25 protein-coding genes, 1 other RNA gene and 1 pseudogene are annotated in these 23321 nt (G+C 68.5%); 15 read left to right on the top strand and 12 right to left on the bottom strand.

The genetic code is table 11. From position 1 onward, the window contains the following. Positions 1-14: 14 nt before the first annotated feature. From ACYVK3_RS00375 to ACYVK3_RS00360, 4 genes are read left to right on the top strand one after another with little or no spacing between them, the layout of a single operon-like run. The gene (locus tag ACYVK3_RS00375) at positions 15-1025 is read left to right on the top strand and encodes an ABC transporter permease (RefSeq protein ID WP_460495253.1); all 1011 of its coding nucleotides are present in this window, start codon (positions 15-17) and stop codon (positions 1023-1025) included. Next, positions 1018-1950: an ABC transporter permease gene (locus ACYVK3_RS00370; RefSeq protein WP_460495252.1), complete on the top strand. Its 933-nt coding sequence runs from the start codon at positions 1018-1020 to the stop codon at positions 1948-1950. Before ACYVK3_RS00375 ends, ACYVK3_RS00370 begins: the two co-directional genes overlap by 8 nt. Positions 1951-1955: 5 nt before the next feature. Then, complete coding sequence (locus ACYVK3_RS00365) at positions 1956-2996, top strand: ABC transporter ATP-binding protein (RefSeq protein WP_460495251.1); 1041 nt, start codon at positions 1956-1958, stop codon at positions 2994-2996. Further along, positions 2986-4026, top strand: coding sequence for an ABC transporter ATP-binding protein (locus ACYVK3_RS00360; RefSeq protein WP_460495250.1), 1041 nt, complete (start codon positions 2986-2988; stop codon positions 4024-4026). The genes ACYVK3_RS00365 and ACYVK3_RS00360 overlap by 11 nt, the downstream gene beginning before the upstream one ends. A 67-nt stretch (positions 4027-4093) precedes the next feature. Here ACYVK3_RS00360 and ACYVK3_RS00355 read toward each other — a convergent pair whose 3' ends face one another. Together ACYVK3_RS00355 and ACYVK3_RS00350 are read right to left on the bottom strand one after the other, a co-directional pair. Further along, positions 4094-4345: a DUF397 domain-containing protein gene (locus tag ACYVK3_RS00355; RefSeq protein ID WP_460495249.1), complete on the bottom strand. Its 252-nt coding sequence runs from the start codon at positions 4343-4345 to the stop codon at positions 4094-4096. After that, positions 4335-5150, bottom strand: a complete 816-nt coding sequence (locus ACYVK3_RS00350) for a Scr1 family TA system antitoxin-like transcriptional regulator (RefSeq protein ID WP_460495248.1) — start codon at positions 5148-5150, stop codon at positions 4335-4337. Before ACYVK3_RS00350 ends, ACYVK3_RS00355 begins: the two co-directional genes overlap by 11 nt. A gap of 367 nt (positions 5151-5517) precedes the next feature. On the opposite strand from ACYVK3_RS00350, the gene ACYVK3_RS00345 reads away from it, so the two are divergent. After that, positions 5518-5808 (top strand): hypothetical protein, encoded by a 291-nt coding sequence (locus ACYVK3_RS00345; protein WP_460495247.1) that lies wholly within the window; start codon positions 5518-5520, stop codon positions 5806-5808. A gap of 238 nt (positions 5809-6046) precedes the next feature. Continuing rightward, positions 6047-6595 (top strand): DinB family protein, encoded by a 549-nt coding sequence (locus ACYVK3_RS00340; RefSeq protein ID WP_460495246.1) that lies wholly within the window; start codon positions 6047-6049, stop codon positions 6593-6595. 252 nt (positions 6596-6847) lie between these two features. Here ACYVK3_RS00340 and ACYVK3_RS00335 read toward each other — a convergent pair whose 3' ends face one another. The 5 genes from ACYVK3_RS00335 to ACYVK3_RS00315 form a co-directional block, all read right to left on the bottom strand. Beyond that, a complete protein-coding gene (locus ACYVK3_RS00335; RefSeq protein WP_460495245.1) occupies positions 6848-7399 on the bottom strand; it encodes a hemerythrin domain-containing protein in 552 nt (183 codons plus the stop codon). 150 nt (positions 7400-7549) lie between these two features. Beyond that, positions 7550-8089 (bottom strand): MarR family winged helix-turn-helix transcriptional regulator, encoded by a 540-nt coding sequence (locus ACYVK3_RS00330; protein ID WP_460495244.1) that lies wholly within the window; start codon positions 8087-8089, stop codon positions 7550-7552. Further along, entirely contained in the window at positions 8041-10170 is a 2130-nt protein-coding gene (locus ACYVK3_RS00325; RefSeq protein ID WP_460495243.1) for an HNH endonuclease, read from the bottom strand. Before ACYVK3_RS00325 ends, ACYVK3_RS00330 begins: the two co-directional genes overlap by 49 nt. A gap of 351 nt (positions 10171-10521) precedes the next feature. Then, positions 10522-11943 carry a carboxylesterase/lipase family protein gene (locus tag ACYVK3_RS00320; protein ID WP_460495242.1) on the bottom strand — a complete coding sequence of 474 codons (1422 nt, stop codon included), beginning with the start codon at positions 11941-11943 and terminating at the stop codon, positions 10522-10524. 20 nt (positions 11944-11963) lie between these two features. Continuing rightward, positions 11964-12866: an MBL fold metallo-hydrolase gene (locus tag ACYVK3_RS00315; RefSeq protein ID WP_460495241.1), complete on the bottom strand. Its 903-nt coding sequence runs from the start codon at positions 12864-12866 to the stop codon at positions 11964-11966. A 128-nt stretch (positions 12867-12994) separates the two neighbouring features. Here ACYVK3_RS00315 and ACYVK3_RS00310 point away from each other — a divergent pair, with 128 nt between their 5' ends. From ACYVK3_RS00310 to ACYVK3_RS00295, 4 genes are all read left to right on the top strand, one after another. After that, positions 12995-13867 (top strand): helix-turn-helix transcriptional regulator, encoded by an 873-nt coding sequence (locus ACYVK3_RS00310; protein ID WP_460495240.1) that lies wholly within the window; start codon positions 12995-12997, stop codon positions 13865-13867. A 172-nt stretch (positions 13868-14039) separates the two neighbouring features. Continuing rightward, the gene (locus ACYVK3_RS00305) at positions 14040-15044 is read left to right on the top strand and encodes a hypothetical protein (protein WP_460495239.1); all 1005 of its coding nucleotides are present in this window, start codon (positions 14040-14042) and stop codon (positions 15042-15044) included. Beyond that, positions 15041-15352, top strand: a complete 312-nt coding sequence (locus tag ACYVK3_RS00300) for a hypothetical protein (RefSeq protein WP_460495238.1) — start codon at positions 15041-15043, stop codon at positions 15350-15352. The genes ACYVK3_RS00305 and ACYVK3_RS00300 overlap by 4 nt, the downstream gene beginning before the upstream one ends. An 11-nt stretch (positions 15353-15363) precedes the next feature. Next, positions 15364-16092 (top strand): WXG100 family type VII secretion target, encoded by a 729-nt coding sequence (locus ACYVK3_RS00295; RefSeq protein ID WP_460495237.1) that lies wholly within the window; start codon positions 15364-15366, stop codon positions 16090-16092. A 16-nt stretch (positions 16093-16108) separates the two neighbouring features. On the opposite strand, the gene ACYVK3_RS00290 is transcribed toward ACYVK3_RS00295, so the two are convergent. Continuing rightward, the gene (locus tag ACYVK3_RS00290; protein ID WP_460495236.1) at positions 16109-17227 is read right to left on the bottom strand and encodes a cysteine desulfurase family protein; all 1119 of its coding nucleotides are present in this window, start codon (positions 17225-17227) and stop codon (positions 16109-16111) included. A gap of 150 nt (positions 17228-17377) precedes the next feature. Here ACYVK3_RS00290 and ctaC point away from each other — a divergent pair, with 150 nt between their 5' ends. Together ctaC and ACYVK3_RS00280 are read left to right on the top strand one after the other, a co-directional pair. After that, on the top strand, positions 17378-18316 hold the full coding sequence (gene ctaC / locus ACYVK3_RS00285; RefSeq protein WP_460495235.1) for an aa3-type cytochrome oxidase subunit II: 939 nt from the start codon (positions 17378-17380) through the stop codon (positions 18314-18316). A gap of 12 nt (positions 18317-18328) precedes the next feature. Further along, complete coding sequence (locus tag ACYVK3_RS00280; protein WP_460495234.1) at positions 18329-18775, top strand: cytochrome c oxidase subunit 4; 447 nt, start codon at positions 18329-18331, stop codon at positions 18773-18775. Between the two features lie 45 nt (positions 18776-18820). Here the strand turns inward: ACYVK3_RS00280 and ACYVK3_RS00275 are convergent, their stop codons facing one another. Continuing rightward, complete coding sequence (locus ACYVK3_RS00275) at positions 18821-19336, bottom strand: NUDIX hydrolase (RefSeq protein WP_460495233.1); 516 nt, start codon at positions 19334-19336, stop codon at positions 18821-18823. A 116-nt stretch (positions 19337-19452) separates the two neighbouring features. Between ACYVK3_RS00275 and ACYVK3_RS00270 the strand changes: the two genes are divergently transcribed. Continuing rightward, positions 19453-19620, top strand: a complete 168-nt coding sequence (locus ACYVK3_RS00270; RefSeq protein ID WP_460495609.1) for a hypothetical protein — start codon at positions 19453-19455, stop codon at positions 19618-19620. Between the two features lie 32 nt (positions 19621-19652). Here ACYVK3_RS00270 and ACYVK3_RS00265 read toward each other — a convergent pair. The 3 genes and pseudogenes from ACYVK3_RS00265 to rnpB all read right to left on the bottom strand — a co-directional run. Next, positions 19653-19829, bottom strand: a pseudogene (locus tag ACYVK3_RS00265) (ABC transporter substrate-binding protein); the annotation flags it as partial. Then, positions 19798-20091, bottom strand: a complete 294-nt coding sequence (locus ACYVK3_RS00260) for a putative quinol monooxygenase (protein WP_460495232.1) — start codon at positions 20089-20091, stop codon at positions 19798-19800. The gene ACYVK3_RS00260 and the pseudogene ACYVK3_RS00265, both read right to left, overlap by 32 nt. Before the next feature lie 227 nt (positions 20092-20318). Then, an RNA gene (gene rnpB / locus ACYVK3_RS00255) (RNase P RNA component class A) lies at positions 20319-20702 on the bottom strand. Positions 20703-20733: 31 nt separating this feature from the next. Here rnpB and ACYVK3_RS00250 point away from each other — a divergent pair. Both ACYVK3_RS00250 and ACYVK3_RS00245 read left to right on the top strand, forming a co-directional pair. Continuing rightward, positions 20734-21486 (top strand): sulfite exporter TauE/SafE family protein, encoded by a 753-nt coding sequence (locus ACYVK3_RS00250; RefSeq protein ID WP_460495231.1) that lies wholly within the window; start codon positions 20734-20736, stop codon positions 21484-21486. A gap of 32 nt (positions 21487-21518) precedes the next feature. Continuing rightward, positions 21519-23300 (top strand): NAD(+) synthetase, encoded by a 1782-nt coding sequence (locus ACYVK3_RS00245; protein ID WP_460495230.1) that lies wholly within the window; start codon positions 21519-21521, stop codon positions 23298-23300. The last annotated feature ends 21 nt before the right edge of the window (positions 23301-23321 follow it).

The raw sequence follows: 23321 nt of genomic DNA, 5'->3' as shown, positions 1-23321 counted from the left end.
AGGACGGAATATCAATGGGACGCTACGTAATCCGGCGACTACTTCAAGGGCTCCTCACGCTCTTCATCGTGCTGTTCCTACTGCACTATCTGATGGCGTTGTCCGTGCAGATCCGCGGCAATCCGGCCATCCTGTTCTTCGGCGGGGAGCGCACCCCGCCTCCGGCCATGCTCGCCCAGGTCGAGCAGCTCTACGGGCTCGACAACAACTGCTATGAGCGCCCCGGCGACCCGTGTCTGGCGCCCTTCGTCGAACGGCTCCAGAACTACGCGAGCGGCGACTTCGGCACCACGCTCAACGGCAACCGCGACGTCGGCGAGCTGCTGGGGATCTACATTCCCAACACGCTGCGGCTGTTCATCTTCTCGATCATCACGCTGGTCACCATCGCGATGGTCCTGGGCACCTGGGCGGCACGGCACCGCGGCAAGTTCGTCGACCACACGGTGCGCGGCACGACGATCCTCATCGACTCGGTCCCGGTCTTCCTGATCCTGCTGGCCTACGTGTACATGGCCGCGGTCCCGCTCACGAACTGGGCCCGAGGCATATGGGGCACCGAATCGTTCATGGGGCAGCTGTTCAGACCGAACTACAACCCCGACTATCCATGGACGACGATCATCATCCCCGGGATCATCGTCGGCACCGTCGGTCTGGCCACGCTCACCCGCCTGGTGCGGGCCAGCCAGTTGGAGAACCTCGGTTCGGACTTCGTGAGGACGGCCAAGGCCAAAGGGCTGGGGAAGATGCGCATCACCGTCGTGCATGTGGTGCGCAACTCGATGATCCCCGTCGTCACCGGCGTGGGCTACCTGTTCGCCTTCATGCTCTCCGGCGCGGTCCTGACCGAGGGCATCATGGGCATCCCAGGCATGGGCCGCATGATCTTCCAGGCGGTACAGCGCCAGGAGACCAACCTCGTCATCGTCGGACTGACCGTCAGCGCGGTGGTCGTGGTACTCGTCTCCCTGCTCGTCGACCTGCTGTACGCCGCACTCGACCCGAGGATCCGATATGACTGACAGTAGTGAACTGACGGCTCCCGTCGCCGAGCCGGAGGCCAAGCAGGCGTCGCTGTGGAAGGACGCCTTCCACTCCATGCGCCGGCGGCCGGACGTCATCGTCGCCGTGGTGATCATGCTGTTCGTGTTCGCGATGGCGGCCTTCCCGAGCCTGTTCACCGACAAGAGCCCCACCCGGTGCATCGGCCGAGACGCCCGCCAGCGACCCGACACCTGGTTCACCGGCGAGCACCCCCTGGGCACCGACGGTTTCGGCTGCGACTTCGCCGCCACCATCGTCCACGGCACCCGGCCGACGATCGTCCTCGCGCTCACGGTCATCATCTGCTCGGTCCTGATCGGCCTGGTCCTGGGCATGTTCGCCGGATACTACGGCGGCTGGCTCGACGCGCTCATCTCCCGGATGCTCGACGTCTTCATCGTCGTGCCGTTCCTGCTCGGAGCGATCCTGCTGCTCAGCCTCTTCCGCGGGCGCGGATCGTCGGGCAATCTCATCGAGACCGTCGCCCCCGCGGCGATAGCCCTGGTGATATTCGGATGGATGGAGTTCTGCCGGTACGTGCGCGCGGCGGCCATCGAGACCAAGAACCTCGACTACGTCGTCGCCGCCCGATGCCTGGGCGCCAAGAACCGGAGGATCATGTTCCGCCACGTCCTGCCCAACGCGATCGTGCCGGTGACGGCGGTGGTCCCGACCACGCTCGGGACGATCATCGTGACCGAATCGGCCCTGGCCGTGCTCGGCATCGGTGTGCAGCCCCCGGCGACCAGCTGGGGCGTCCTGCTCGCCAACGGCACGCAATGGGCGGGCGGCGGGTACATCTACCTGTTCGGCATACCGTTGCTGCTGCTGATCCTGACGGTGTTCGCGTTCGCGACCTTCGGCGACGCCCTGCGCGACGCCCTCGACCCGAAGTTGAGGTGAGACGAGTGGCAGAGAACGTCCGCGTCGTCGGCGATACCCTTCCCGGCGCCGACTTCAACGCGCCGCTGCTCGAAGTCGAGGACCTCCGCGTCGAATTCGACGTCCGAGGCAAGCGCATCCCGGCAGTCCGCAGCGTCGGCTTCACACTCGAACAGGGCCGGACCCTCGCCGTGGTCGGCGAATCCGGCTCCGGCAAGTCGGTGACCTCCCAGGCCGTCATGGGCATCCTCGACTCCCCGCCCGGCCACATCACCGCCGGCCAGGTGCGCCTGCGAGGTGTCGACCTGCTCAAGCAGGACGAGGAGACGAAGCGGACGGTGCGGTCCAACCACATCGGCATGGTCTTCCAGGACGCCCTGTCGGCGCTCAACCCGCTGTGGTCGGTCGGATTCCAGATCGGCGAGCTGTACCGGGTCCACCGGGGCACCAGCCGCAAGGCCGCCAAGCAGAAGGCGATCGAGCTGCTCGACCTCGTCGGGATTCCCGACGCCAAGAACCGGGTCGGGCACTACCCGCACCAATTCTCCGGCGGGATGCGCCAACGCGTGATGATCGCGATGGGGCTGGCCCTCGACCCGGAGGTGCTCATCGCCGACGAGCCGACGACCGCGCTGGACGTGACCGTGCAGGCGCAGATCATGCGGCTGCTCAAGCGCCTCCAGGTGGAGCGCAACATGGGGCTCATCCTGATCACGCACGACCTGGGCGTGGTCGCCGACGTCGCCGACGACGTCGCGGTCATGTACGCCGGGGAGATCGTCGAGCAGGCGAGCATCCACGACGCCTTCGCCAGGCCGGCCAGCCCGTACACCAAGGCGCTGCTGCGGGCCATTCCGCGCATCGACACGCTCGGCCAAGAGCTGGAGGTCATCCCGGGCCTGCCGCCGAATCCGGCGGCGCTCCCGACCGGGTGTCCGTTCCACCCGCGCTGCTGGGCGGTCGATCCCGAGAAATGCTCGACGGAGGCGCCGCCGTTCGAGTCGGTGGCCGACGACCACAGGGCCCTCTGCCACTTCGCCAAGGAGGTCTACCGCGATGAACGCTGAACTGGGACAGGGCAACACCGCTCCCGAGCCGGTGCTGGAAGCGACCGATGCGGTCAAGCATTTCCCCATCCAGCGCGGGATCGTGTTGAAGCGCACCGTCGGGAAGGTACAGGCCGTCGACGGCGTGGACCTGAGGCTGTACGCGGGCCAGACCTTGGGCGTGGTGGGGGAGTCGGGCTGCGGCAAGTCGACCCTCGCGAAGCTCTTGCTTGGCCTGGAGCCGCTGACGTCGGGCTCGATCAAGGTGCTCGGCACGGAGATCGCCGACATGTCGGCCCGCGACCTCCGGGACGTGCGGCGCCACATCCAGTTGGTCTTCCAGGACCCGTACACCTCGCTGAACCCGCGCATGACCGTGGGCGACATCGTGGGCGAGCCGTTCGAGATCCACACGGACGTCGTGCCGCGCAACAAGCGGGCGGCGGCGGTGAAGGAGCTGTTGGACATGGTCGGGCTGAGCGCCGACCACATCAACCGCTACCCGCACCAGTTCTCCGGCGGCCAGCGCCAGAGGATCGGGATCGCCCGGGCGCTGGCGCTGCGGCCGAAGGTGCTGGTGTGCGACGAGCCGGTGAGCGCCTTGGACGTGTCGATCCAGGGGCAGGTGATCAACCTGCTGGAACGGCTTCAGGACGAGCTGGGGCTGGCGTACGTGTTCATCGCGCACGACCTGTCCGTGGTGCGGCACATCGCCGACGAGGTGTCGGTGATGTATCTGGGCAAGATCGTGGAGCACGGGACGAGCGCGGAGATCTACGACCATCCGAGGCACCCGTACACGCAGGCGCTGCTGTCGGCGGTCCCGGTGCCGGACCCGGCGCTGCGGGGGCACCGCGAGGAGATCGTCCTGCACGGAGACGTGCCTTCGCCGATCAATCCGCCGTCAGGGTGCCGGTTCAGGACGCGGTGCTGGAAGGCCACGGACAAGTGCGCCCAGGAAGTTCCTGGTTTGGACGTCGGCGATCATGGTACTCACCCGACTGCCTGCTTCTACGCGGAGGAACGTGACGTCACGCATGCCGTGAAGTAGGAACCTGAGTGAATAAAAGGGAGGGGCTCCCGCGCGGATGCGCGGGAGCCCCTCCTGACGTCTGGATCTAGCGGGTGGCGCCGATCAGCGCGGTGAAGTCGCCGGGGGCCAGGTCGAAGACGGGGGAGTCGGTGCCCAGCTTCGAGTCGCGAAGGTGGAAGCCGTCTTCGGCGCACGGGGCGATCTCGACGCAGTCGGTGTTGTTGCCGCCGCCGCTTCGGGTGCTCTTGCGCCATGCCCGACGGACCTCGACGCAACTGGTGTTGTTGTCAGCTCCGCTGCGGGTGCTCTTACGCCATGCGGTCACATCAGTCGTCATAGCGGTAGTCCTCGATTCGGATCGCCCTGTGCCACCTCTTCTTGCGGAACTCATCGTAGCTCTCGATTCTGACCGGATCGTCGATGCACCAGCTCGAATCGTGGACCTCGATGTAGACGAACGATGGGCACGACAATTCGCTGCCACCGGGCTTGTAGATCTCGAAGGTGCCTTCCCGGCCTGGCACAGGTTCGGTAAGAATTTGGATCTCCCAGCCAGGCCGCTCGGCGCACTCCGTGAGGTAGGCGGTTTGCTCCCGGTACAGCTGCTCCGATACTTGCCTTAGCTGCAACATCGCGGTTTCGCCTAGCAGGAACTTGATTTGCGGGTTGTCCTTCCGAGCTTCGAGCGCCTTGCGACGCTGGGTCTTGAACGCCCAACCTCGATTGAGCTGTTCATCGGTGGCTTGCTCAGCTAGACGGACGACCGTGTAGTGATAGGCCTCCGTCTGGAGCGGTCCGGGTATGAGAGTGGCGTCCCACTTGAATATGTCGCCGGAGTACTCCTCGGCCAGCGCTATGAACAGGGCATTGAATCGCATGTCGGCCTCGATAGGGTGGCCGTTCTTCCTGGCTTTCGCGACCTTCCGCATATACATGGCGATCTCATTGCTCATACCGCAGGCCCGGGCAAGTGCCTCAATCGCTTGGAGCGGGATATCAGTCCGTCCCTGCTCCCATGCGCGGACAGTGTCAGTCGAACGGTCGACCTCATCGCCGACTTGCCGCTGGGATCTCCCTGTAGCCTTCCGGCCTTTTCGAGCGGCGGTCCTGAGAAACCACGAACCCATGTCCTGCGTTGCCATACCTGCTCCCGGAAAAACGAACCCGGCTAAATCGAACCATCACTATCGCACAATCCTTTTCGAATCAGAACCGCCGGAATGTCGAGGTGTGAGAGGCGCACCGTGAGAAATGCACCCCTAGATTCTCACGGTGCATCGCTCACGGTGGAACACTGACGAGCTAAGCCTCCCCTTGTGAGCTGGGGAAACTTTGCCTAGATTGATCTGCATCGCGAGTTTCGCCATACGGCTCGCAAATGGTGGGGAAGCCCGGAGGCCGCGGCCTCCCGCTCGACGAACGCGGTCTCCGGGCATAACTCCATCGGATATCCGACAATCCGAAATGGAGCTGTCAATGCACTATCCAAGCGTCACAGGAAGGCGACCGATGCCGGAGCCAGAGGAGACCGAGGTCGGGATAACCGTCGTCGGATCGGTCCGCATCCGATGCGTACTCGATCCTGAGTGGGTCTCGGTGATCTGCCTGCGCGTCGCTCCCAATGAACAGAGCCAATACCTCGGCGTGGTCACCGGTGTCGACACCGATACGCCGAATCTCCACCTGATATCCAAGCAGTCGTGGCGCTTTCCGACGCCGGAACTTCGCGAGACGATGCGTCGCGAGATCGTCCGCCTCTACCGCCACTGGCGGCAGAGCCGCATGCCTCGCCCCTCCTGAGACTCGGGCGCGGCGGTGGGCCAAACCGTTGTCGTCGCTCACGGCCCTCTAGTGCACTGCCGCTCCCGCCCGTGCTTCCTCGGACCGAGGTGCCTCCTCGCACAGCCCCGGCCGAGGGTCCTGGGGCCGGTCGATCGGTGGGGTCGACCGGCCCGCTCCTCAGCTAAGACGTGGCCGCAGCCACGAACGGCCCGAAAATTCGATTCCTCCAGAGTGGCGACCGTGCGAGGATCTCCGGATGGATCTCTCTTCGGACCGGCCTGTCGGCGACATGGACTTGCCCCGTTGGCAGTTCGATCTGACCTGGGAGCTGTTCGAGTACCACCTTCAGCGGATCGAGACTGAGGACTTCCTCTGGAAGCCCGCCGCCGAGTGCTGGACGATGCACCAGGCCGATGACGCACGATGGGCACCTGACTGGTCGGACGCCGAACTCGATCCTGTCCCGGTGCCGACGATCGCCTGGTTGTGCTGGCACATGGGCTGGTGGTGGAGCGTCGCCGCTGATCACGCGCACGGCAGGGCTCCCGGGGAGCGCGAGGACATCGCCTGGACCGGTCCGGGACAACCGACCGTCGATTGGCTGCGAGGCCTCCGCGAGGACTGGCTGGCGGCACTGGACCGCCTCACCGAGACCGATCTGCACGCCACGGCTTCGTTCCCGTGGCCGAGCGACGCCGGGCTCACCGTCGAGCACATGATCGCCTGGGTCAACGCGGAGTTGATGAAGAACGCCGCCGAAATCGGACAGCTCCGCCTCCTGCGCCGGGCAGGTTCCTCTTCCTGACCGGCTCCGGCGGAGAGTTCCGCGCAGGACGGGTGGTTTAACGCGACCTAGGCATACAGCGACGCGAACTGCTCGAGAGCGGCACGTGATATGTAGGCACAGGCTTACGTGTTCTGCAAGGAGGGGAACGGTCGCCGCCTACCGCGAGAAAGCGGCCCGCCGGGAGCCTGCCGTCGGCTGAACGCACTTCGGCGGCGGGACACCGCCCGTGTCCCGCCGCCGAAGTGCGTCGCTGCTCGCCCCTAAGACCGGTCAGGAGGAGCTCTGCAGCTCCTTCATGATCTCTTCCTTGCCCATGTTGGAAGTCCCCGAAAGACCGGCGTTGCGCGCCTGCATCTGGAGCTCTTCCTTGGTGGCCTCACCCGGCTGCTCGCCGAGGTGCTCGGCGCGGCTGGTCGCGAAGGCCTCGCCCAGCTGCGCACGTCGGTCGTCACCGATTCGCTCGCGCATCTGCGGAAGCACGGTGGACTCTTCCTCTTCTACGTGGTGGGTGATCGACTCTTCGAGCTCTCCGAGCAGATCCTCGTACTTCGACGACTGCGGGTCAGCCTTGACGAGCTTCATCAGTAGTTGCTCCGCCTGCGCGTGCTCGCGCTGGCTGTGGGAGACCTCCTCGGTCTCGCCCGCCTCGTCCTTGGCGACCGGGTAGACCTCGGCCTCCTCGGCTCGACTGTGTGCGATCAGTAGTGCTGAGAGCACCGGCGTCAGCAACGGACGCTTTTCCGGGTGCTGTTTGAGTTCGCTGAACAACCGTTCCACCTCGCGGTGGTCTTGCATGATCAAGTCCACGACATCGCCGACCATGGCGCGCCCCCTCACCTTGAAGAACTGACCGCGCCTGTATACCCCGGTCCGGGAATTTCATGCACCGTACCTGCTCAGGCCGCTGCGTCGATCGATCTACGCGTTCGGCGCGTACCCGGGCCATTTCCCCGGGTTGAGGTGATTCGTCGGTCAGTGCCGGCTCTCGTGCCCGGCCTGGCGTTCAGCCTCGCCGACCGGGCATGTCGCGTCCTTGGTGCAACAGTCCCGGTCGCACAGGCGGCACATGTACTGCGATCTGCCTACGTGGTCGTAGAGTCGCGTCAGCAATCTGGACATGAGCTCGTCGAGGGCCTTCCTGTCGTGCTCGTCGAGTGCCGCGAGTGCGTCGGTCAGCGGAGTGCTGCGCGCGTCGAGCAGTGCCCGCGCGGTCGCTCGCCCGGCCGTGGTCGGGTAGACGGTCACCCAGCGCTGGTTGAACGGGCTGGGCCGCCGCTCGATCAGTCCATCGGTTTCGAGTGAGTCGACCATCCTGGCGGCGGCCGACTGCGTCAGTCCGACTCGGCGGCCGAGCTCTGAGACGCTCAGGCCCGGGTTCGCCGACAAGGTCACGAGGGCCGCCGCCCCGCTGGAGCTCACGCCTGCCGTGTTGGTCGCGTTGCCGAGTGACAGGTCGGTCAGCGTCAGCGCGAGCGCCCCGAGGAGGTTTGCTGTGCGATCTGAGTCATGCATACCTCATGATTACATGCATGACTCATGATGTAAAGCCGTTTGCAACGATCGTCTTGTTTGGTGCCGGGCTTAATTCCGGGCGTGAAGCCGAGCGGCGGCGAATCGACCGTGGTGGGCGGCGCTGTGGTTAGGGGTGGTGGGCGGCCTGCTGAGACCTGCAATGGCCGCGGGGGCGTTGGCGGGAACGGGCGAGTGTGATGGTCGTTCTGCGCTATGGCGGCGACAAAAGCGGTGGGAGGTGGGCTGGTGTCGGGTTGTTCGTCGCGGGGGTGGTCGGTGGTGCCGTGCCGGGTGGCGCTGGGCTCCGGCTGGGCGGCGGATGCGGGGTGGCCGGTGGTCCGGTTCGGGGTGTGGGCATGGGGATGTGCTCGAAGCCGTTGTCGGTTTCGAGCTGGCGCCCTATGAGGTGCCTTCCCCGCCACGGCATCCCGCGACGGGCGACCTAAAAAGGGTGGCGGTCCGTAGTCCGGTGCCGGTGCGGCACTGGCGAGGTCGTGAGTCCGCCTCGGTTCAGTCAGTGGTGTGGCAGTCTCGTATCCCTGTCCCTGTCCCTGTCCCGGTTCCGGTTCGGGTGCCGGTGCTGAAGCCGGTTCGGGTTCGGTCGCGGGTTCAGGCCGGGGTGTCGGGGTGGTGAAGCGTGCTCGCACTTTCGCGCGGGCGGCTTTCGCGGCGCCCATGACCTGCTCGGTCTCGGCCTGCTCGGCAGCCGCTTCGAGGTCGGGTTTCAGGGTCTCGGACCATTCTTCGGGGTACAGGCCGGTGGGGAAGGCGTTCGCGATGTCCTCGGCGAAGTCGGCATCCAAGTCCGCGTCGGTGCGCCAGTCCGAGCACCCGCATTTCAGGTCGGGGTCGGTGTCCTCGTGTCCGTCGTGGTGGACGATCAACGCCTTACCCGGTCCGGTTTTCTGGATGGTCCAGCCGGGGGTGTGGATGCGGCCGTGGTGGAACCGGCACAGCAGGATCAGGTTCTCAGCGACGGTCGGGCCACCATTTGCCCAGTGGCGGATGTGGTGGGCTTCGGTCCACTGCACCGGTGCGAGACAGCCGCTCCACGCGCACCCGCCCGGCTGCTCGAGTTCCAGCTTCCTGCGCAGTGCCGAGTTGGGCAGGCGCAGGGCGCGGCCGAGTTCGATCGCTTCGCCGGTGCGGTAGTTGAACACGTTGGGGATGACCAGGCCCTCGCAGGCGAGCAGGCGGGCCTTCCCGAGGCTGATCGGGTCGCCTTCCAGCGTCGGGACTCGGCCGGTGTCTTCCCCGGCCAGGGTCTCGATGTCGACTGACAGGTGGAGCATGGCGGTGTGCCCGTGCCGCTTGGCCGCGTGCGGGTCGGCCCCGTGGGCCGCGATCATCTGGTGGAACGCCTCGGCCCGCCGGTTCGCCGCAGGCGGCAGCGACCCGTCGGCGTCGACCTCGTCTTGCCGGGGCGGGGGCACGGCGGTGGTCAGGAGCTTGGCGAACAGCTTCCCGGTATCCGCAGACAGCAGCCCGGAGAGGACGAACATGCCGTTCTCGGTCTCCACCAAATCCAGGCGTTGCAACGACTGCTGCCCCAACCCGTCCAACAGCTCCTCACCAGAGTCGAGCGCGGCCTGAAGTTCGTCCAGCTGGGCGTGCACGTCTTTGACGGTGGCGTGGATGCAGTACTGCGCGATCAGATGCTCCGGAGTCGGGCACGACACCTCAGCGTCGAAGGGGGAAGGCACCGGCTCCTTGTAGGGAGTCCGCGCGTACACGCGGAGGGCCTTGGTCGCGTCCAGGCGCCGCACGGCTGCCGCGACCCGGTCGATCCGCGCCGCAGCGGAGGTGGCGGTCTCGGCCAGGACGGTGAACTTCCCGGCAGTGCGGGCGATCGCGGCGAGGTCGGCGGCGACGCGGAGGTGGAAGTCGAAGGTGGCGACCAGCCACTCCCGCAGGGCCGAGAAGCCGTCGCAATCGCGGTGAATGTTCCACGCCTTCGCCTCGATCACCTCGGACAGGACCCGAGCGTGGAGGGCATTGATGGTGGCGGCTGCGTCATCGAGCGTGGTGTGGATGACCTTGGCGCGCTCGGTCCTGCTCGGAGTCCTGGTTGCCTTGGCCATCTGACACCTCCCTCGGTCATTGAGGTCTCGTACGAACCTGCTGTTTCCGCCGGTTCGTGCTATACCTCTATTCTCCCAGGTCACAGGCGCTCTGTCATCACCCATTAGGGTGGGAAAACACTCACGTATCCGCCGCCCGGAACCACGAGAAGCCCTGTCCCGCAAGAGAAACCGGACACCACACGGCCCGCCCGCGAAGCGGCCCGCGCCCACACCCCACCGGCACGCCCGCGAACCCAGCCTCCACAAAGCACTCACCTCTTCGTCGCTGACGCCTTTGGTGCAGCGCAACCATCAACCCCACACCGTTCCCGCCACCCCGACAAGTTCCATTGCCGGTCTCCCCAGGCTTCAGTCCCGCCCCGTGAAGCGCTCGGTCTCCGCCGGTTCCCAGCCGGGATTCCCCTTGCGGGCGAAGTCCACCCACGCGCCGTGCATGCGCGCGGCGAGCCCGGCGGGCGCCTCGCCACTCCCGAGCAGTCCCCGTGGCCCGCGCAGTCCGGGAAGGTCCAGTCGATCGAACACGAAGGGCAGCTCCACCGTGTGCGCCGCGCCGAGTTGCCCGTCCACTGCGGGGGATCGCCAGGCGAACTCGTAGGTATAGGTCGGCGCTGATCCTTGCGCCGCGTGCGCTTCGGCAAGCCGCCGGGTGCCTGCGCCGAACAGCGCCTCGCCCATGATCACCGAGCGCAGCTCGCCGGGGCTCGCCTGCGGATACCGGGCGCGGTACTTCGCCACCAGCGCGGCCGGCTCGGCGTCCACCCGGGCGGCGGTCTCGTGCACGTCTTCCTCGGTGGAGGACGCCAGATCTCCCTGCGGCACCAGGTAGAGGCGGCCTTCCTCGGTGTTGGTGCCGACGATGAGGTCCACTGCCGCGCCCGCTCCGGCGGCCACGGCCTCGGCGGGCTGGCGGTCCATCACCAGGCTGAACGGGCTCAGCCCGAGCAAGGGGTCGAACCGCTCGCCGATCCGCAGGTCCAGGCCGGCGAGCTTCGGCACGACGTCGACGAGCCGCTCGTCGCTCACCTCGGCGAAGTCCGCGACCGTCTCCTCGATGCCCAGCGCTGTGGCCGCCGCACTCCTCACCCGTGCCGCCTGCTGCCGGGAGAACGCCCCCAGGCCACTGCCGCTCTGCACGATCGCACGTTGGAACAGGCCGTCCGCCTCCGGTGTGGCCAGGACCCCGCCGACGATCGTCGCGCCGGCGGACTGGCCGAACAGGGTCACGTTGCCGGGGTCGCCGCCGAACGCCGCGATGTTGCGTCGCACCCAGCGCAGTGCCGCCACGACGTCGAGCAGTCCGCGGTTGGGCGGCGCGCCGGGCAGATCGAGGAAGCCAGGAACACCCAGGCGGTAGTTGAGCGTCACCAGCACCACGCCGTCGCGGGCGAAGGCTGATCCGTCGTACATCGGGGACCGGGTGGAGCCGGTGATGAACCCGCCGCCGTGGACGAAGACCATGACCGGTGCGTCCCGGGCCTCCGTCGGGGACCACAGACTGACGGTCAGATAGTCCTCGCCTCGCACCCAGCCGGGCCCGAAGTACGGCGCCATGTCGAGTGCGCCGAAGCCGTCTCGGCGCGGCTGGGGCGCACTCGCGCCGGGCCGCGTCGCGTCGCGCTCGCCCCGCCACGGCTCGTGCGGCGCGGGTGCGGCGAACCGCGTCGGCCCGATGGGCGGTGCGGCGTAGGGGATGTCGAGGAAGACATGGGCGTTCGCCTCGGCGCGTCCGCGGACGGCGCCCTCGGCGGTGGTGACGATCGGATCGGACACGAGTTGCTCCTGTCGTTGATTCAGATGCGGGCGAGCGGTGCCCAGGACTTGATGGCGAATCGGTCGCCTTCGCGGACGACCTCGGCGCCGCCGTGCCCGCCGAGGTGCGCGGGGATGACGAGCGCGTTCGTGTCGGCGGCTCGTTCGAGCAGTCGTCGCCGCGTGCTCCTCGCCTCGGCCGGGGCCTCGCAGAAGCAGCTGTTGGTCTCGGGCTCGACGAACTGGAAGGCGGTGTGCACGAGGTCCCCGACGAACAGTGCGCGGTCGCCGCCCGATTCGAGCGCGACCACTGCCGATCCGGGCGTGTGTCCGGGCGCGGGTTCCAGCGTCAGGTTCGCGTCGATGCGGTGGCCGTCTTCCCACAGCCGCGTGAGGCCGGCCTCGTGCACCGGTGCGACGCTGTCCTCGAAGACGTTCTGGTTGCCACGGCCGAGCCTGGGGGCGTGCCCGTTGGCGGGGTTCCAGAAGTCGAAGTCGGCGCGGGGCATCAGGTAGGTGGCGTTCGGGAACGTCGGGACCCACGTGCGGTCGTCGAGGTAGGTGTTCCAGCCGACGTGGTCGATGTGCAGGTGGGTGTTGATCACCAGGTCGACGTCGTCGGGTTCGACCCCGGCCCGGGCGAGGTTCGCGAGGAAGTCGGTGTTCAGGCGGCTCCACACCGGTGCGTACGGCCGCTCCTTGTGGTTGCCGACGCCGGTGTCGATCAGGATCGTCTTGCCTTCGCTGCGCAGCAGCCACGTCTGGACGGCCGACATGCAGACGTCGGCGTCCGGATCGAGGAAGTCCGGCGCGAGCCAGTGCTCGTGCTCGCGCCACGCTCCTTCGGGACTTTCGGGAAAGAACACGGCCGGGGGCATCTCGACCGAACCGAAGTACTCCGTGACACGGGTGACGGTGACGTCGCCCAATGAGATCTCATGCATGTCCGCTCCCGCATGGCTTGCTGGTGTTTCGGCCAGCGTGCAGCGTTCGCGCGCCCCGATGCTGCCCCGCCGCCGCCTACCTCTGCCAGGGTCAGGCTCAGCGGCCGGGCACGGCGCATACTTGAGCGATGAGTGCCTCCGGCCAAATGGGTGAATTCCTTCGGGCGCGCCGCGCGCGCCTGCGTCCCGAGGACGTCGGCCTGCCCATGCTCCGCGGGCGGCGGCGCGTGGCCGGGCTGCGCCGGGAGGAGCTGGCGCACCTGGCGGCGGTGAGCGTGTCCTATTACACGCGCCTGGAGCAGGGACAGCGGGTCAACGTCTCCGACGCCGTCTTGGACGCCCTCGCCGAAGCACTGCGATTGGACGGGCATGAGCGCGAACACCTGCGTGAGCTCGCCTCGCAGCGTCCGCGGACGAGGCGCGTGCCGCCGCCGGAACGCATCAGCTCCGAGACGCGCGAGCTGATGCGCTCGTTCGCGACCGTGCCGGCGCTGGTCTTGGGCCGGCGGACCGACGTACTGGCCTGGAACGCGCCGGGGCACGCTCTGCTGGCCGGGCACGTCGATCCCGCCGCCCCCGAACGCCCCGCCGACCGGCCGAACCTGGCCAGGATGCTCTTCTTGGACCCGCGCACCCGCGAGCTCTACATCGACTGGCGAAGCAAGGCGCGTGCCGTGGTCGGCCATCTGCGGTCCGTCGCGGGCCGCCGCCCCGAGGACGCCCTGCTCGCCTCGTTGATCGGCGAGCTCTCCGAGCGGAGCCGGGACTTCGCCGCCTTGTGGAGCGACCACCGGGTCAGACCGTGCGAAGCCGAGGAGTACCGGCTGCGTCATCCGTCGGTGGGCACGCTCACCGTCACCCAGCACAGCCTCGCCCCGGCCCGTTCGCCTGAACAGTCCCTGACGGTCGTCACCGCGGCCGAGGGGAGCGACTCGGAGCGCGCCCTCAGCCGACTCCGCGCTCCTGAGCGTCACCGGTCGTACGCCGATTCCGGTGTGTAGCCGACCAGACCCGCGAGCCGCCTGGTACTCCGCCGACGGCAGCCCGGCCATGAGTTCGACGGGGCGGCGGACACGCGAACGCGTCACCGCCGAGCGGTAGCATGAGATTCGCCGCGAGTGAGCGCCGCTCACCCGCGGCGCCAGCACACCAGTCGAGACCAGATGGGCGACCATGACCGACGCCGTCCCCGGTGCCAGTTCGCTCGTGTCCTACATCCTCACCGGCTCCAGGCACGACCGCACCGCTTACCGGGCCCTGCCCGCCGAGCAGCACGCCGCCTACTACGGCCTGGTCAACACGGTGTTCTCGGTGCTGGTCTCCTACCACTTCGGCGGCGAGTTCCTCAAGGACGACGTCGACCGGCTCATCCAGCGCGTCGCCGAACGCCACCCCCAGTACGGCGGCGGCGTCAAACGCGTCCTGCGGTCCCTCATCGCCGGGGAGGACCGCCGCACCGAGCTCAACCTCCAGCAGATGCGCACCGCGCAGCACCTGGTCATCCGCGAGCTCGCCAAGATGTACCCCCACGTGCAGACCAACGCCGAGCAGATCGTCACCGAGGCCGCCACCCTCACCGGTCTCATCGAAGCGCCCCGGCCGGGCCCCCTCGCCCCGCCTCCCGAGCCCGAACCGATCCCCCGACCGGCCGGCGAGGGCCTCCTCGGCGCCGACTCCGAGATCACCAAGCTCGGCTCCGAACTAGCCGAACTCGACCGCAGGTACCTCGAGATGCGCACGGCCGTAGCCGAGAGCGAATTCACCGGACTCGACGCCGAACGCCTGGCCTCGGTCACGATCGGATTCACCGGCGCGCTGCGCCGCCTCGAGTTCTTCTCAGGCGTCGAACGCAAGGGCGGCAGGAGCATCGCCGCGGCGATCATCTCCGCTTGGAACATCGCCGAACGCGAACGCGCCGCCGGCGGCGAGGAGGTCAACCGCCGCTTCGGCATCACCCGCCCCTACGATCCGTCCGTCCTGGAGTCCACCAGCGTCGAGGCCCTGTCCGACTCGGGCGCCTGCCGTATCGGCGTCGACCGCCACGGGCGCCTCAGCGAGGTCGTCTTCCTCAAATCCGAGCTGTTCGACTTCGGCGGACGCGACGGGCTCGCCGCCGACGTCGCCGCCGCGATCCGATCCGCCCAGTCGACCGCCGCTACCTCGGGAGACCCCACGTGAGCGATCCGAACGACTTCCAGCCCGACGAGATCCGCGCCGCGGCTCGGCGCATCCAGGCGCTCCCCGAGGAGACCGACACCCTTCCCGACCGGATCGCCGACGCCGTCCACCGCGTGGCCGCCGCCAACCCCGGCTTCGCCTCCGCCCGCAGGCTCGCCGTGGTCGCCGACGGCTACCGCGAGTCGATCGTCGCCGTCGGCCAGAGCCTCAGCGACCAGGCCGACAGCATCATCCGGGCCGCTGACGCCCGCGAGAGCGGCGATGAAGCGACCGCCGCCGAATTCGACCGCCTCGACCCGCCCGCGTAGACCGGAGAGACATGCCGAGCTATCAAGAGGTCCTCGACGCCGACCCGGCCGAGTTCGAGTCCTGCGCCGACGAGTTCGAACGCGCCGCGAACGAGCTCTCGTCCGGCCGGGAGCGCTACCGCACGCACATCGACTCCACCGGCGCCGCCTGGGCCGGCGACGACCACAAGCGCGTCCGCGACCAGGCCACCGGCCTCGAAGACCAGGTGACCGAGCTCGAACGCTCGCTCGGCGTCCGCGCGGCCATCCTCAGGACGCTCGGGCCGGTCCTCGGCGCCGCCGTCGAGGCCCTCCAGCAGACCGACCAGGAACTCCGCGACGCCGGCTACACCGTCGAACCGGGCCCCGAAGTGACCGCGCCGCCCGCGCCGGTCGTACGCGGGCCGTTCGGTCCCGCGCTGGAGTCCCTCGACGATCTCACCGCGGAGACGGCGACCGTGCTGCTCACGATGATGCACCGGGCCGTCGTCGTCATGGACGAGGCCCTGGCCGACGCGATCGAGACCGGGGAGCTGCCGCCCGGGCGGGCCCAGTCGTTCCTCGACGAATGGGGCGACATCGGCAGGGCCGCCGAGGCCATGCGCGGCCGGCTCATCCACACCGGGCCGTGGGACCTGCCCGACGGGCCGGTGCATCAAGGGCCGCCCCGGAGCCTCACGGCACCGAGCACCACGCTCACGAACCCGTGGGCGACCGAGGCCGCGCTGCGGGTGGCCGCGCGGTTCGCCGCTCGCGGCTGAGGACCGGGCCGCCGCCCTATCGGCCGCCCAGGCGCCGGATCTCCTCGACGATGCCCGGCAGTACCGACAGGAACCGGTCCACCTCCTCCTCGGTGGTCTGGCGGTGGAGGGAGACGCGGACGTTGCCGTGGCTCAGGACGCCCATCGCCTGCAGGACGTGGGAGGGGCGCAGCCTGGTCGAGGCGCACGCCGAACCCGAGGAGACGGCGAAGCCCGCCCGGTTCAGCTCGGTCAGGAGCACCTCGCCGTCCACGCCGAGGCAGGAGAACGTGACGATGTGCGGGAGGCGGTCGACCGGGTCGCCCGGCAGCTCCACTTCCGGGACCGTCTCGGCGATGTGCTCGCGGATCTGCTCGGTGAGCGCGCGCATGCGCTTGGCGAGCTCCTCGCGCTCGGCCACGACCGCGCGCAGCGACGCCGCCGCCGCCACCGCGGCCGGCACGTCCACCTCGCCGATGGCCTCCTGCAAGGAGGAGTCCTCCCCCGGGAACGGGTTGCGCCAGCGCGTGCCCTTGCGGACCACGAGCAGGCCCGCGCCGGCCGGGCCGCCCCACTTGCGGGCGCTGGCCGCCAGCACCGACCAGCCCGCGGGGACCGGCTCCCACGGCAGGCTCGCCGCCGCGTCGCAGACCAGCGGGACGCCGTCGAGGTTCACGGCGATGTCCGCGATCGGCTGACGCGTGCCGACCTCGTGATTCGCGCTCTGGACCGCGAGCACCGCGGCGCCGTCGATGTCCGCGAGCGGGTCGGCGTCGACGCGTCCGAGGCGGTCCACGGGGACCTCGGCGGCGGTCCCGCCCTGCTTCTGGTGCCACTGCGCGGCGTGCAGCACGGCCGAGTGCTCCACCGCCCCGTACGCGAAGGCGCCCTGGGCACTGCGCGCCGCGATCACGCCCAGTGCGCCCGCCTGCACGGCATGTGATCCACTCGATGTGAAAGTGACCTCATCAGGTGCCACGCCCAGCGAGGAGGCGGCCGACTGGCGTGCCGCGTCCAGCAGCATCCGCGACCGACGCCCCAATGTGTACAGTCGTCCCGGGCCCGCCCAACCCTCCGACAAAGCCGCAGCATAAGCGTCCTTGGCGGCCGGATGGACCGGCTGCGCCGTCGCACCGTCGAAGTATGTCTGGGTCACCTCCCCAATGTAGAAGACTTGCCGCCGCGAACCCAACCCCTTGCGACCGGGCCTCCAGCCCAGGCAGTAGGCTCTGCTCCGTTAGATCTGCGTGGCGTCGCCTGCCCGGCGGCGGTCCCGCAGCCAAGCGCTCAGAAAGGCATGAGACAGGTGGTCGGAAAACCGTCCCGGGAATCTCGCGGCCGCTCCCGCCGCGCCATAGGTCTCACCGGACTCGTCGCGCTGCTGCCAGTCGCGCTCGCCGGGTGCAGCCTGGAAGAGACCCTTCACTTCGGCTGGCCGAGGACGACCCCGACCGAACAATCACAGATGATGATGGACCTGTGGATCGGCTCGGTCGTCGCCGCTCTCGCCGTCGGCGTCATCGTCTGGGGCCTGACGTTCTGGTGCGTCGTCGCCTACCGCAAGCGCGACAGCAAGCTCCCCGAGCAGAAGCGCCTCGAAGAGCAGGCCCTGCCGCCGCAGACGAAGTACAACCTGCCCGCCGAGCTCACCTTCACGGGCCTGCCGTTCATCCTCATCGGCGTCCTCTTCTACTTCACGGTGATCGTGCAGGACGAGGTCACCTACATGAGCGAGACGCCGACAGCCTGTACCGATGTCACCGCCTTCAAGTGGAACTGGCAGTTCACCTACGCCGACGAGAACTGCGAGCCGATCGAGACCGCCGAGGGCGAACCGGTCCAGGAGATCGGCGACTCGGAGTACGTCCCGATCGTCGTGGTGCCCAACCAGGAAGACGTCCGCTTCGTGGTGCACTCCGAGGACGTCATCCACTCCTTCTGGGTCCCCGACCTGCTGTTCAAGCGGGACGTGTTCCCCGGCAGCGACAACCAGGAATCCAGCTTCGAGGTCGACTTCAACACCGAGGGCGCCTACGTCGGCCGCTGCGCCGAGTTGTGCGGCACCTACCACGCGTTCATGAACTTCGAGATGCGCGTCGTCTCGCCCGAGGACTACGAGGCATTCGTCGACGCCCGCGTCGACGGCGCCTCGACCCCCGAGGCGCTCGAGTCGATCGGTCAGGAGCCGTACTCGACGACCACGAACACCTTCAACACCGACCCGAACTCGGGCGAAGCGAGCTAGGGAGCACGAAGCATGAAGACCGAGTACAAGCTGTTCGCCATCGTCACGGTCGCGATGTTCGTCTTCTCCGGCATCTACGCCTGGTCGACGTGGGTCAACGACAACCCGGCCTACGGCCGGACCGGTGAGATCGAGTGGGTCGGCACCATAGCCTTCGCCTTCTCCGGCTTCCTGACCGGCATGATCTGGCTCGTGTTCTGGGTGATCTCCCGGCGCATCGACCCGCGCCCGGAGGACCGCCCCGACGGCGAGATCTCCGACATCTCCGGCGAGGTCGGCTTCTTCAGCCCCGGCTCGTACTGGCCGCTGGGCCTGGGCGCGGCTGCCGTCCTCGCGGGCCTCGGCGTCGTGTTCTGGCTGCCGTGGCTCATGGTCGCCGGCGGCGTGGCGCTGCTGTTCTCCACAGGCGGCCTGACGTTCGAGTACTACACGGGCACCCGGAAGATCGGCCCCCAGTAGGCAGGACATGAGGAAAGGGCCGGGCGCATCGCCTGGCCCTTTCCGTTATTCGGCGCCGGGCCCGATCCCATAGTGAGCCAGGAGCTTCGCGGTGGCCCGAGTGACTTCCGGCAGGTCGTCGACCGGGTGCCAGGCCGCGTCCCACACCTCATGGCCGTCGACGATGATCTGCGTCGAGGCCGGGTCGCGCACCAGGCGGAAGACGTTGTCCACCCAGCGGCCGTCGGTATGGACCACCGCACACGGATTCGCCGGGGCGAGCTCGTCGAGCTCGGCCTCGATGCCGGTCTCCTCGAGCAGCTCGCGGCGGGCGCCCTCGATCGGCTCCTCCCGGCGGTTCAGCAGACCCGCCGGAAGGGACCAGCGCCGGCCCGGAGGCTGCCGCAGCATCAGCAACCGCTCCCGGGCCTCGTCCATGACCAGCACGACCGAACCGAGCGTGTAGGTGGGCGTCGCGATCCGCACGATCCTGCGCCGCAGCTGATGCGGCAGGCTGTAGAAGACCAGGCCGATCGCCCTGCGGACCAAGGGCGCCTTGCGCCGCTGCACAGAGGGAGTCACCGGCACACCCTATCGGGCGGCGAGGGACCGCACCTCGGACGCCGGTCCGGACCCGACGATCCGGCCCCGCTCATGACCGCGACACGGTGCGCGAAGCCGCGCACCAGCGACCGGTCGTGGCAGATGAACAGGTATCCCAGGCCGAGCCGGTCCTGGAGCGCGCGCAGAAGGCCGAGGACGCCCTCGCGCAGGCTCGGGTCGAGCGCGTTCGCGGGCTCGTCGAGGACGAGCAGGCGCGGCTGGCAGGGGAGCGCCCCGGCGATGTTGACGCGCTGGCCGCCTGAGCGGCGACGAGCAGCGAAGTCGCGACCGCCTCGGCCGTCAGCTCGGTCCCATCGTGGAAGGTGACGCCCTCCCTGACGGTGAACGTCCAAGCGTCACCGTCCCGGCTCCAGTCCGATGCCGCGCCATGGCGCAGGAGCCATCGACGGAGCCGTACACGCCCAGGATCGGGCGGCAGCTCAGTCGAAGGGCGGCCCGGAGCGCGCGACATCGTGCTTCGACACGTCGACACTGTCGATGGCCACGTCGGTCGAAGGCCTCGGTGCCCTCGCGCGCCACGCCTCCAGCGTCTCCCTCGATTCCCAGTACTCGAAGAGGTTCACCCGCCCGGCCTCGAGCGAATCGGGCGAGATCGACACGTCGAGACAGCCCGGGGAACTGCGTGCCCGTTCGACCAAGGCACGGTGGCCCTCGATGAATCGATCCCGCTGGGCGGGGTCGACATAGACCGGTCCGGCGACGATGACGCGCATGATGCGGTTCCTTCCACGGAGATTGCAAGCCCAATGTGCGGTACCTATGTTGACGATTCGGGCGTGGAGCATTCATCGGCACGCGAACCAGACCGCCCCTCACCAGGCTTCGAAGCGCCTGTTCCCTTGAGCGGCGGCGACGGACGGAGGTGCGATCGCAGGCCCGGAACCGCGGGCGACCGCTCATGAGTCCGCTGGCAGACCGGCTCGACCGCGGTCGACGGTGGGGGACGAGTCGGCCGGTACGCCGGATTCTGTCGTTGAGCGGCCATCCATCTAGGCGCGCCGTCGCCGACGCGCTCGAGCGGTCTACCCGCGAAGGCACCCCTGGGGGTTCGGGCGGGCCGCCCTCGAACCTTCGCGCAGAGCCTCGCGGCTCCTCTTGACCTTGCTCCGGGTGGGGTTTACCGAGCCGCCACCGTCACCGGTGGCGCTGGTGGTCTCTTACACCACCGTTTCACCCTTACCGGCCGAAGCCGGCGGTCTGCTTTCTGTGGCACTTTCCCGCGGGTCACCCCGGGTTGCCGTTAGCAACCACCCTGCCCTGTGGAGTCCGGACGTTCCTCGGCAGTGACGGAACCCGTCACTGCCGCGACCGCCTGGCCGACTCGTCCCAGCGTTCAAGCGTACGCTGTCGGCGCCATGATTCTGCTCCAGGTCTCCGGATTGCTGCTCGCCGGACTCGTCGCGGGCGCGCTCAACGCCGTCGCGGGCGGCGGATCCCTCGTCACCTACCCGACGCTCATCGCCGTCGGCGTCCCCCCGCTGCACGCCAACGCCACCAACGGCATCGCCGTCGCCCCCGCCTACGCCGCCGCCGCCTTCGGCTCCCGCGAGAACCTCCGCGACCAAGGCCGCCGTGCGCTCGGGCTGATCCCCACGGCCGTCATCACCGCCCTCGCCGGCACGATCCTGCTGCTCAACACCTCGCACGCCGTCTTCGAGAACCTGGTGCCGTTCCTGGTCCTGGCCGCCACGCTGCTCATGGCCGTCGGCCCCTGGGTCAACCGCAAGGTCACCGCCCTCAACGGCGGCCGGGAGCTGCACCCGGTCGCCCTGCACATCGGCGTCGGCATCGGGTGCCTCTACGGCGCCTACTTCAACGCGGCGCTCGGCCTGGTCCTCATCGCCGTCATCGCCATGAGCCTGACCGAGAAGCTCGCCCGCATCGGCGCCCTCAAGAACTTCTGCACCTTCATCGTCGGCGTCGTCACCTCGATCGTCTACGGCTTCTTCGCCGACGTCGCCTGGTGGGCCATCGGCATCCTCGTCCCGGCCACGTTCGTCGGCGGCTACATCGGCTCCCGCCTCTTCGTGAAGATCCCCGACCGGCCGCTGCGCATCGCCATCATCGTCTACGGCTTGATCCTGAGCGTCATTCTCATGGTCAGATGACGCCCGGCGGTCGAACGGGGAACAATGGCTGCATGCCGACGCTCCGTATCGCACTCGCCCAGGACAACCCGACCGTAGGCGACCTCGACGCCAACGCCGCCCTCATCCGCCGCGCCGCCACCGCCGCCTCCGAGGCCGGCGCGCATCTCCTCGCCGCCGGGGAGCAGGCCCTCACCGGCTACCCCGTCGAAGACCTCGCGCTCCGCCACTCCTTCGTCGACGCCAGCCGCGCCCGTCTCGAGCGACTCGCCGCCGAGCTCGCCGAGGACGGCAACGGCGCCCTCCCCGTCGCCGTCGGCTACCTCGACGCCGACGGCCCCCTCGGCAACCCCCACGGACACGGCATTCGCAATGCACTTGCGCTCCTCCAGGACGGCAAGGTCCTCTTCCGCTACTACAAGCACCATCTTCCGAACTACGGTGTGTTCGACGAAGATCGCTACTTCGTCTCCGGCCACGAACTGCACCTCGCCCGCATCAACGGCGTCGACGTGGCCTTCACCATCTGCGAAGACCTCTGGCAGGAGGGCGTCCCGTTCACGACCGCCGCCGAAGCCGGGGCCGGCCTCGTCGTCAACATCAACGCCTCCCCCTACGAGCAGGGCAAGCAGGACGAGCGCCGCAAGCTCCTGTTCAACCGCGCCGCCCAGATCGACACCCCGATCGCCTACGTCAACATCGTCGGCGGCCAGGACGAACTGGTCTTCGACGGCGGCTCGATGGTCGTCGACTCGAACTTCGAGGTCATCGCCAGCGCCCCCCGCTTCCGGACCGAGCTGCTCATCGCCGACCTCGACCTGCCCCAGGGCGCCGAGCGCGCCGACGAGGCGGACCGCGCTTCGACCGGCAGCATGAGCGTCCGCCGGCACGTCCTCTCCGACACCGGTCCGGTCCCGAAGGACCGCGTCGAGCCGGACTTCGCCCCCGACCTCGGCCGCCACGAGGAAGTCTGGGAGGCCCTGCGCCTCGGCCTGGGCGACTACGTCCGCAAGAACGGCTTCAAGTCGGTCCTGCTGGGCCTGTCCGGCGGCATCGACTCGGCCGTCACCGCCGTCCTCGCCCGCGACGCGGTCGGGGCCGAGAACGTCTGGACCGTCGCCAACCCCAGCCAGTACTCCTCGCAGCACTCCGTCGACGACGCCGCCGACCTGGCCGAACGCTGCGGCGTCCACCACATCGTGGAGCCGATCCAGTCCATCGTCGACGCCTACCTCACGGAGATCTCGCTCTCGGGCCTCGCGCTGGAGAACCTCCAGGCGCGCGTCAGGGGCGTCATCTGGATGTCCCTGTCCAACCAGCACGGCCACCTCGTCCTCGCCGCGGGCAACAAGAGCGAGTACGCCGTGGGCTACTCCACCCTCTACGGCGACTCCTGCGGCGGCTTCGCGCCCATCAAGGACGTCCCCAAGACCCTCGTCTACGAGCTCGCCTCCTGGCGCAACGAGCACGCCAAGCAGCTCGGCGAGACCGAGCCGATCCCCGAGAACATCATCCTCAAGCCCCCGAGCGCCGAGCTGCGCCCCGGCCAGAAGGACTCCGACTCGCTGCCGGAGTACGCGCTGCTCGACCCGATGCTCCTGGCCTACGTCGACGGCGACGCCGGACGCGAGGACCTCATCAAGCAGGGCTACCCGGCCGAGCTGGTGGGCCGCGTCGCCAATCTGGTCGACGGGGCCGAGTACAAGCGCCGCCAGTCCGCGCCGGGCACCAAGATCTCGAAGAAGTCGTTCGGCCGCGACCGGCGACTGCCGATCACCAATCACTTCAGGGGGATGGGGACGGGGAGTTTGTCACACGACACGCTCGCCGAGTGACATGGACATCGATGAGCGTTA

The sequence above is a fragment of the Glycomyces tarimensis genome, from assembly GCF_054776215.1.
This window is presented reverse-complemented; position numbering and strand designations above follow the sequence as displayed.

What these genes read in the sequence shown, in the direction of transcription:
- ACYVK3_RS00260 (WP_460495232.1), bottom strand. Translation starts at nt 20,091, where the DNA reads ATGCGCGTCATCGTCGCCGGACCGGTCTATGTCGACCCCGCCCAGCGG.
- ACYVK3_RS00350 (WP_460495248.1), bottom strand. Translation starts at nt 5,150, where the DNA reads ATGGCAACGCAGGACATGGGTTCGTGGTTTCTCAGGACCGCCGCTCGA.
- ACYVK3_RS00325 (WP_460495243.1), bottom strand. Translation starts at nt 10,170, where the DNA reads ATGGCCAAGGCAACCAGGACTCCGAGCAGGACCGAGCGCGCCAAGGTC.
- ACYVK3_RS00335 (WP_460495245.1), bottom strand. Translation starts at nt 7,399, where the DNA reads ATGGTCGGCGATGTCGTGGACTTGATCATGCAAGACCACCGCGAGGTG.
- ACYVK3_RS00315 (WP_460495241.1), bottom strand. Translation starts at nt 12,866, where the DNA reads ATGCATGAGATCTCATTGGGCGACGTCACCGTCACCCGTGTCACGGAG.
- ACYVK3_RS00375 (WP_460495253.1), top strand. Translation starts at nt 15, where the DNA reads ATGGGACGCTACGTAATCCGGCGACTACTTCAAGGGCTCCTCACGCTC.
- ACYVK3_RS00330 (WP_460495244.1), bottom strand. Translation starts at nt 8,089, where the DNA reads ATGCATGACTCAGATCGCACAGCAAACCTCCTCGGGGCGCTCGCGCTG.
- ACYVK3_RS00355 (WP_460495249.1), bottom strand. Translation starts at nt 4,345, where the DNA reads ATGACGACTGATGTGACCGCATGGCGTAAGAGCACCCGCAGCGGAGCT.
- ACYVK3_RS00345 (WP_460495247.1), top strand. Translation starts at nt 5,518, where the DNA reads ATGCCGGAGCCAGAGGAGACCGAGGTCGGGATAACCGTCGTCGGATCG.
- ACYVK3_RS00245 (WP_460495230.1), top strand. Translation starts at nt 21,519, where the DNA reads ATGCCGACGCTCCGTATCGCACTCGCCCAGGACAACCCGACCGTAGGC.
- ACYVK3_RS00280 (WP_460495234.1), top strand. Translation starts at nt 18,329, where the DNA reads ATGAAGACCGAGTACAAGCTGTTCGCCATCGTCACGGTCGCGATGTTC.
- ACYVK3_RS00295 (WP_460495237.1), top strand. Translation starts at nt 15,364, where the DNA reads ATGCCGAGCTATCAAGAGGTCCTCGACGCCGACCCGGCCGAGTTCGAG.
- ACYVK3_RS00310 (WP_460495240.1), top strand. Translation starts at nt 12,995, where the DNA reads ATGAGTGCCTCCGGCCAAATGGGTGAATTCCTTCGGGCGCGCCGCGCG.
- ACYVK3_RS00340 (WP_460495246.1), top strand. Translation starts at nt 6,047, where the DNA reads ATGGATCTCTCTTCGGACCGGCCTGTCGGCGACATGGACTTGCCCCGT.
- ACYVK3_RS00360 (WP_460495250.1), top strand. Translation starts at nt 2,986, where the DNA reads ATGAACGCTGAACTGGGACAGGGCAACACCGCTCCCGAGCCGGTGCTG.
- ACYVK3_RS00305 (WP_460495239.1), top strand. Translation starts at nt 14,040, where the DNA reads ATGACCGACGCCGTCCCCGGTGCCAGTTCGCTCGTGTCCTACATCCTC.
- ACYVK3_RS00370 (WP_460495252.1), top strand. Translation starts at nt 1,018, where the DNA reads ATGACTGACAGTAGTGAACTGACGGCTCCCGTCGCCGAGCCGGAGGCC.
- ACYVK3_RS00250 (WP_460495231.1), top strand. Translation starts at nt 20,734, where the DNA reads ATGATTCTGCTCCAGGTCTCCGGATTGCTGCTCGCCGGACTCGTCGCG.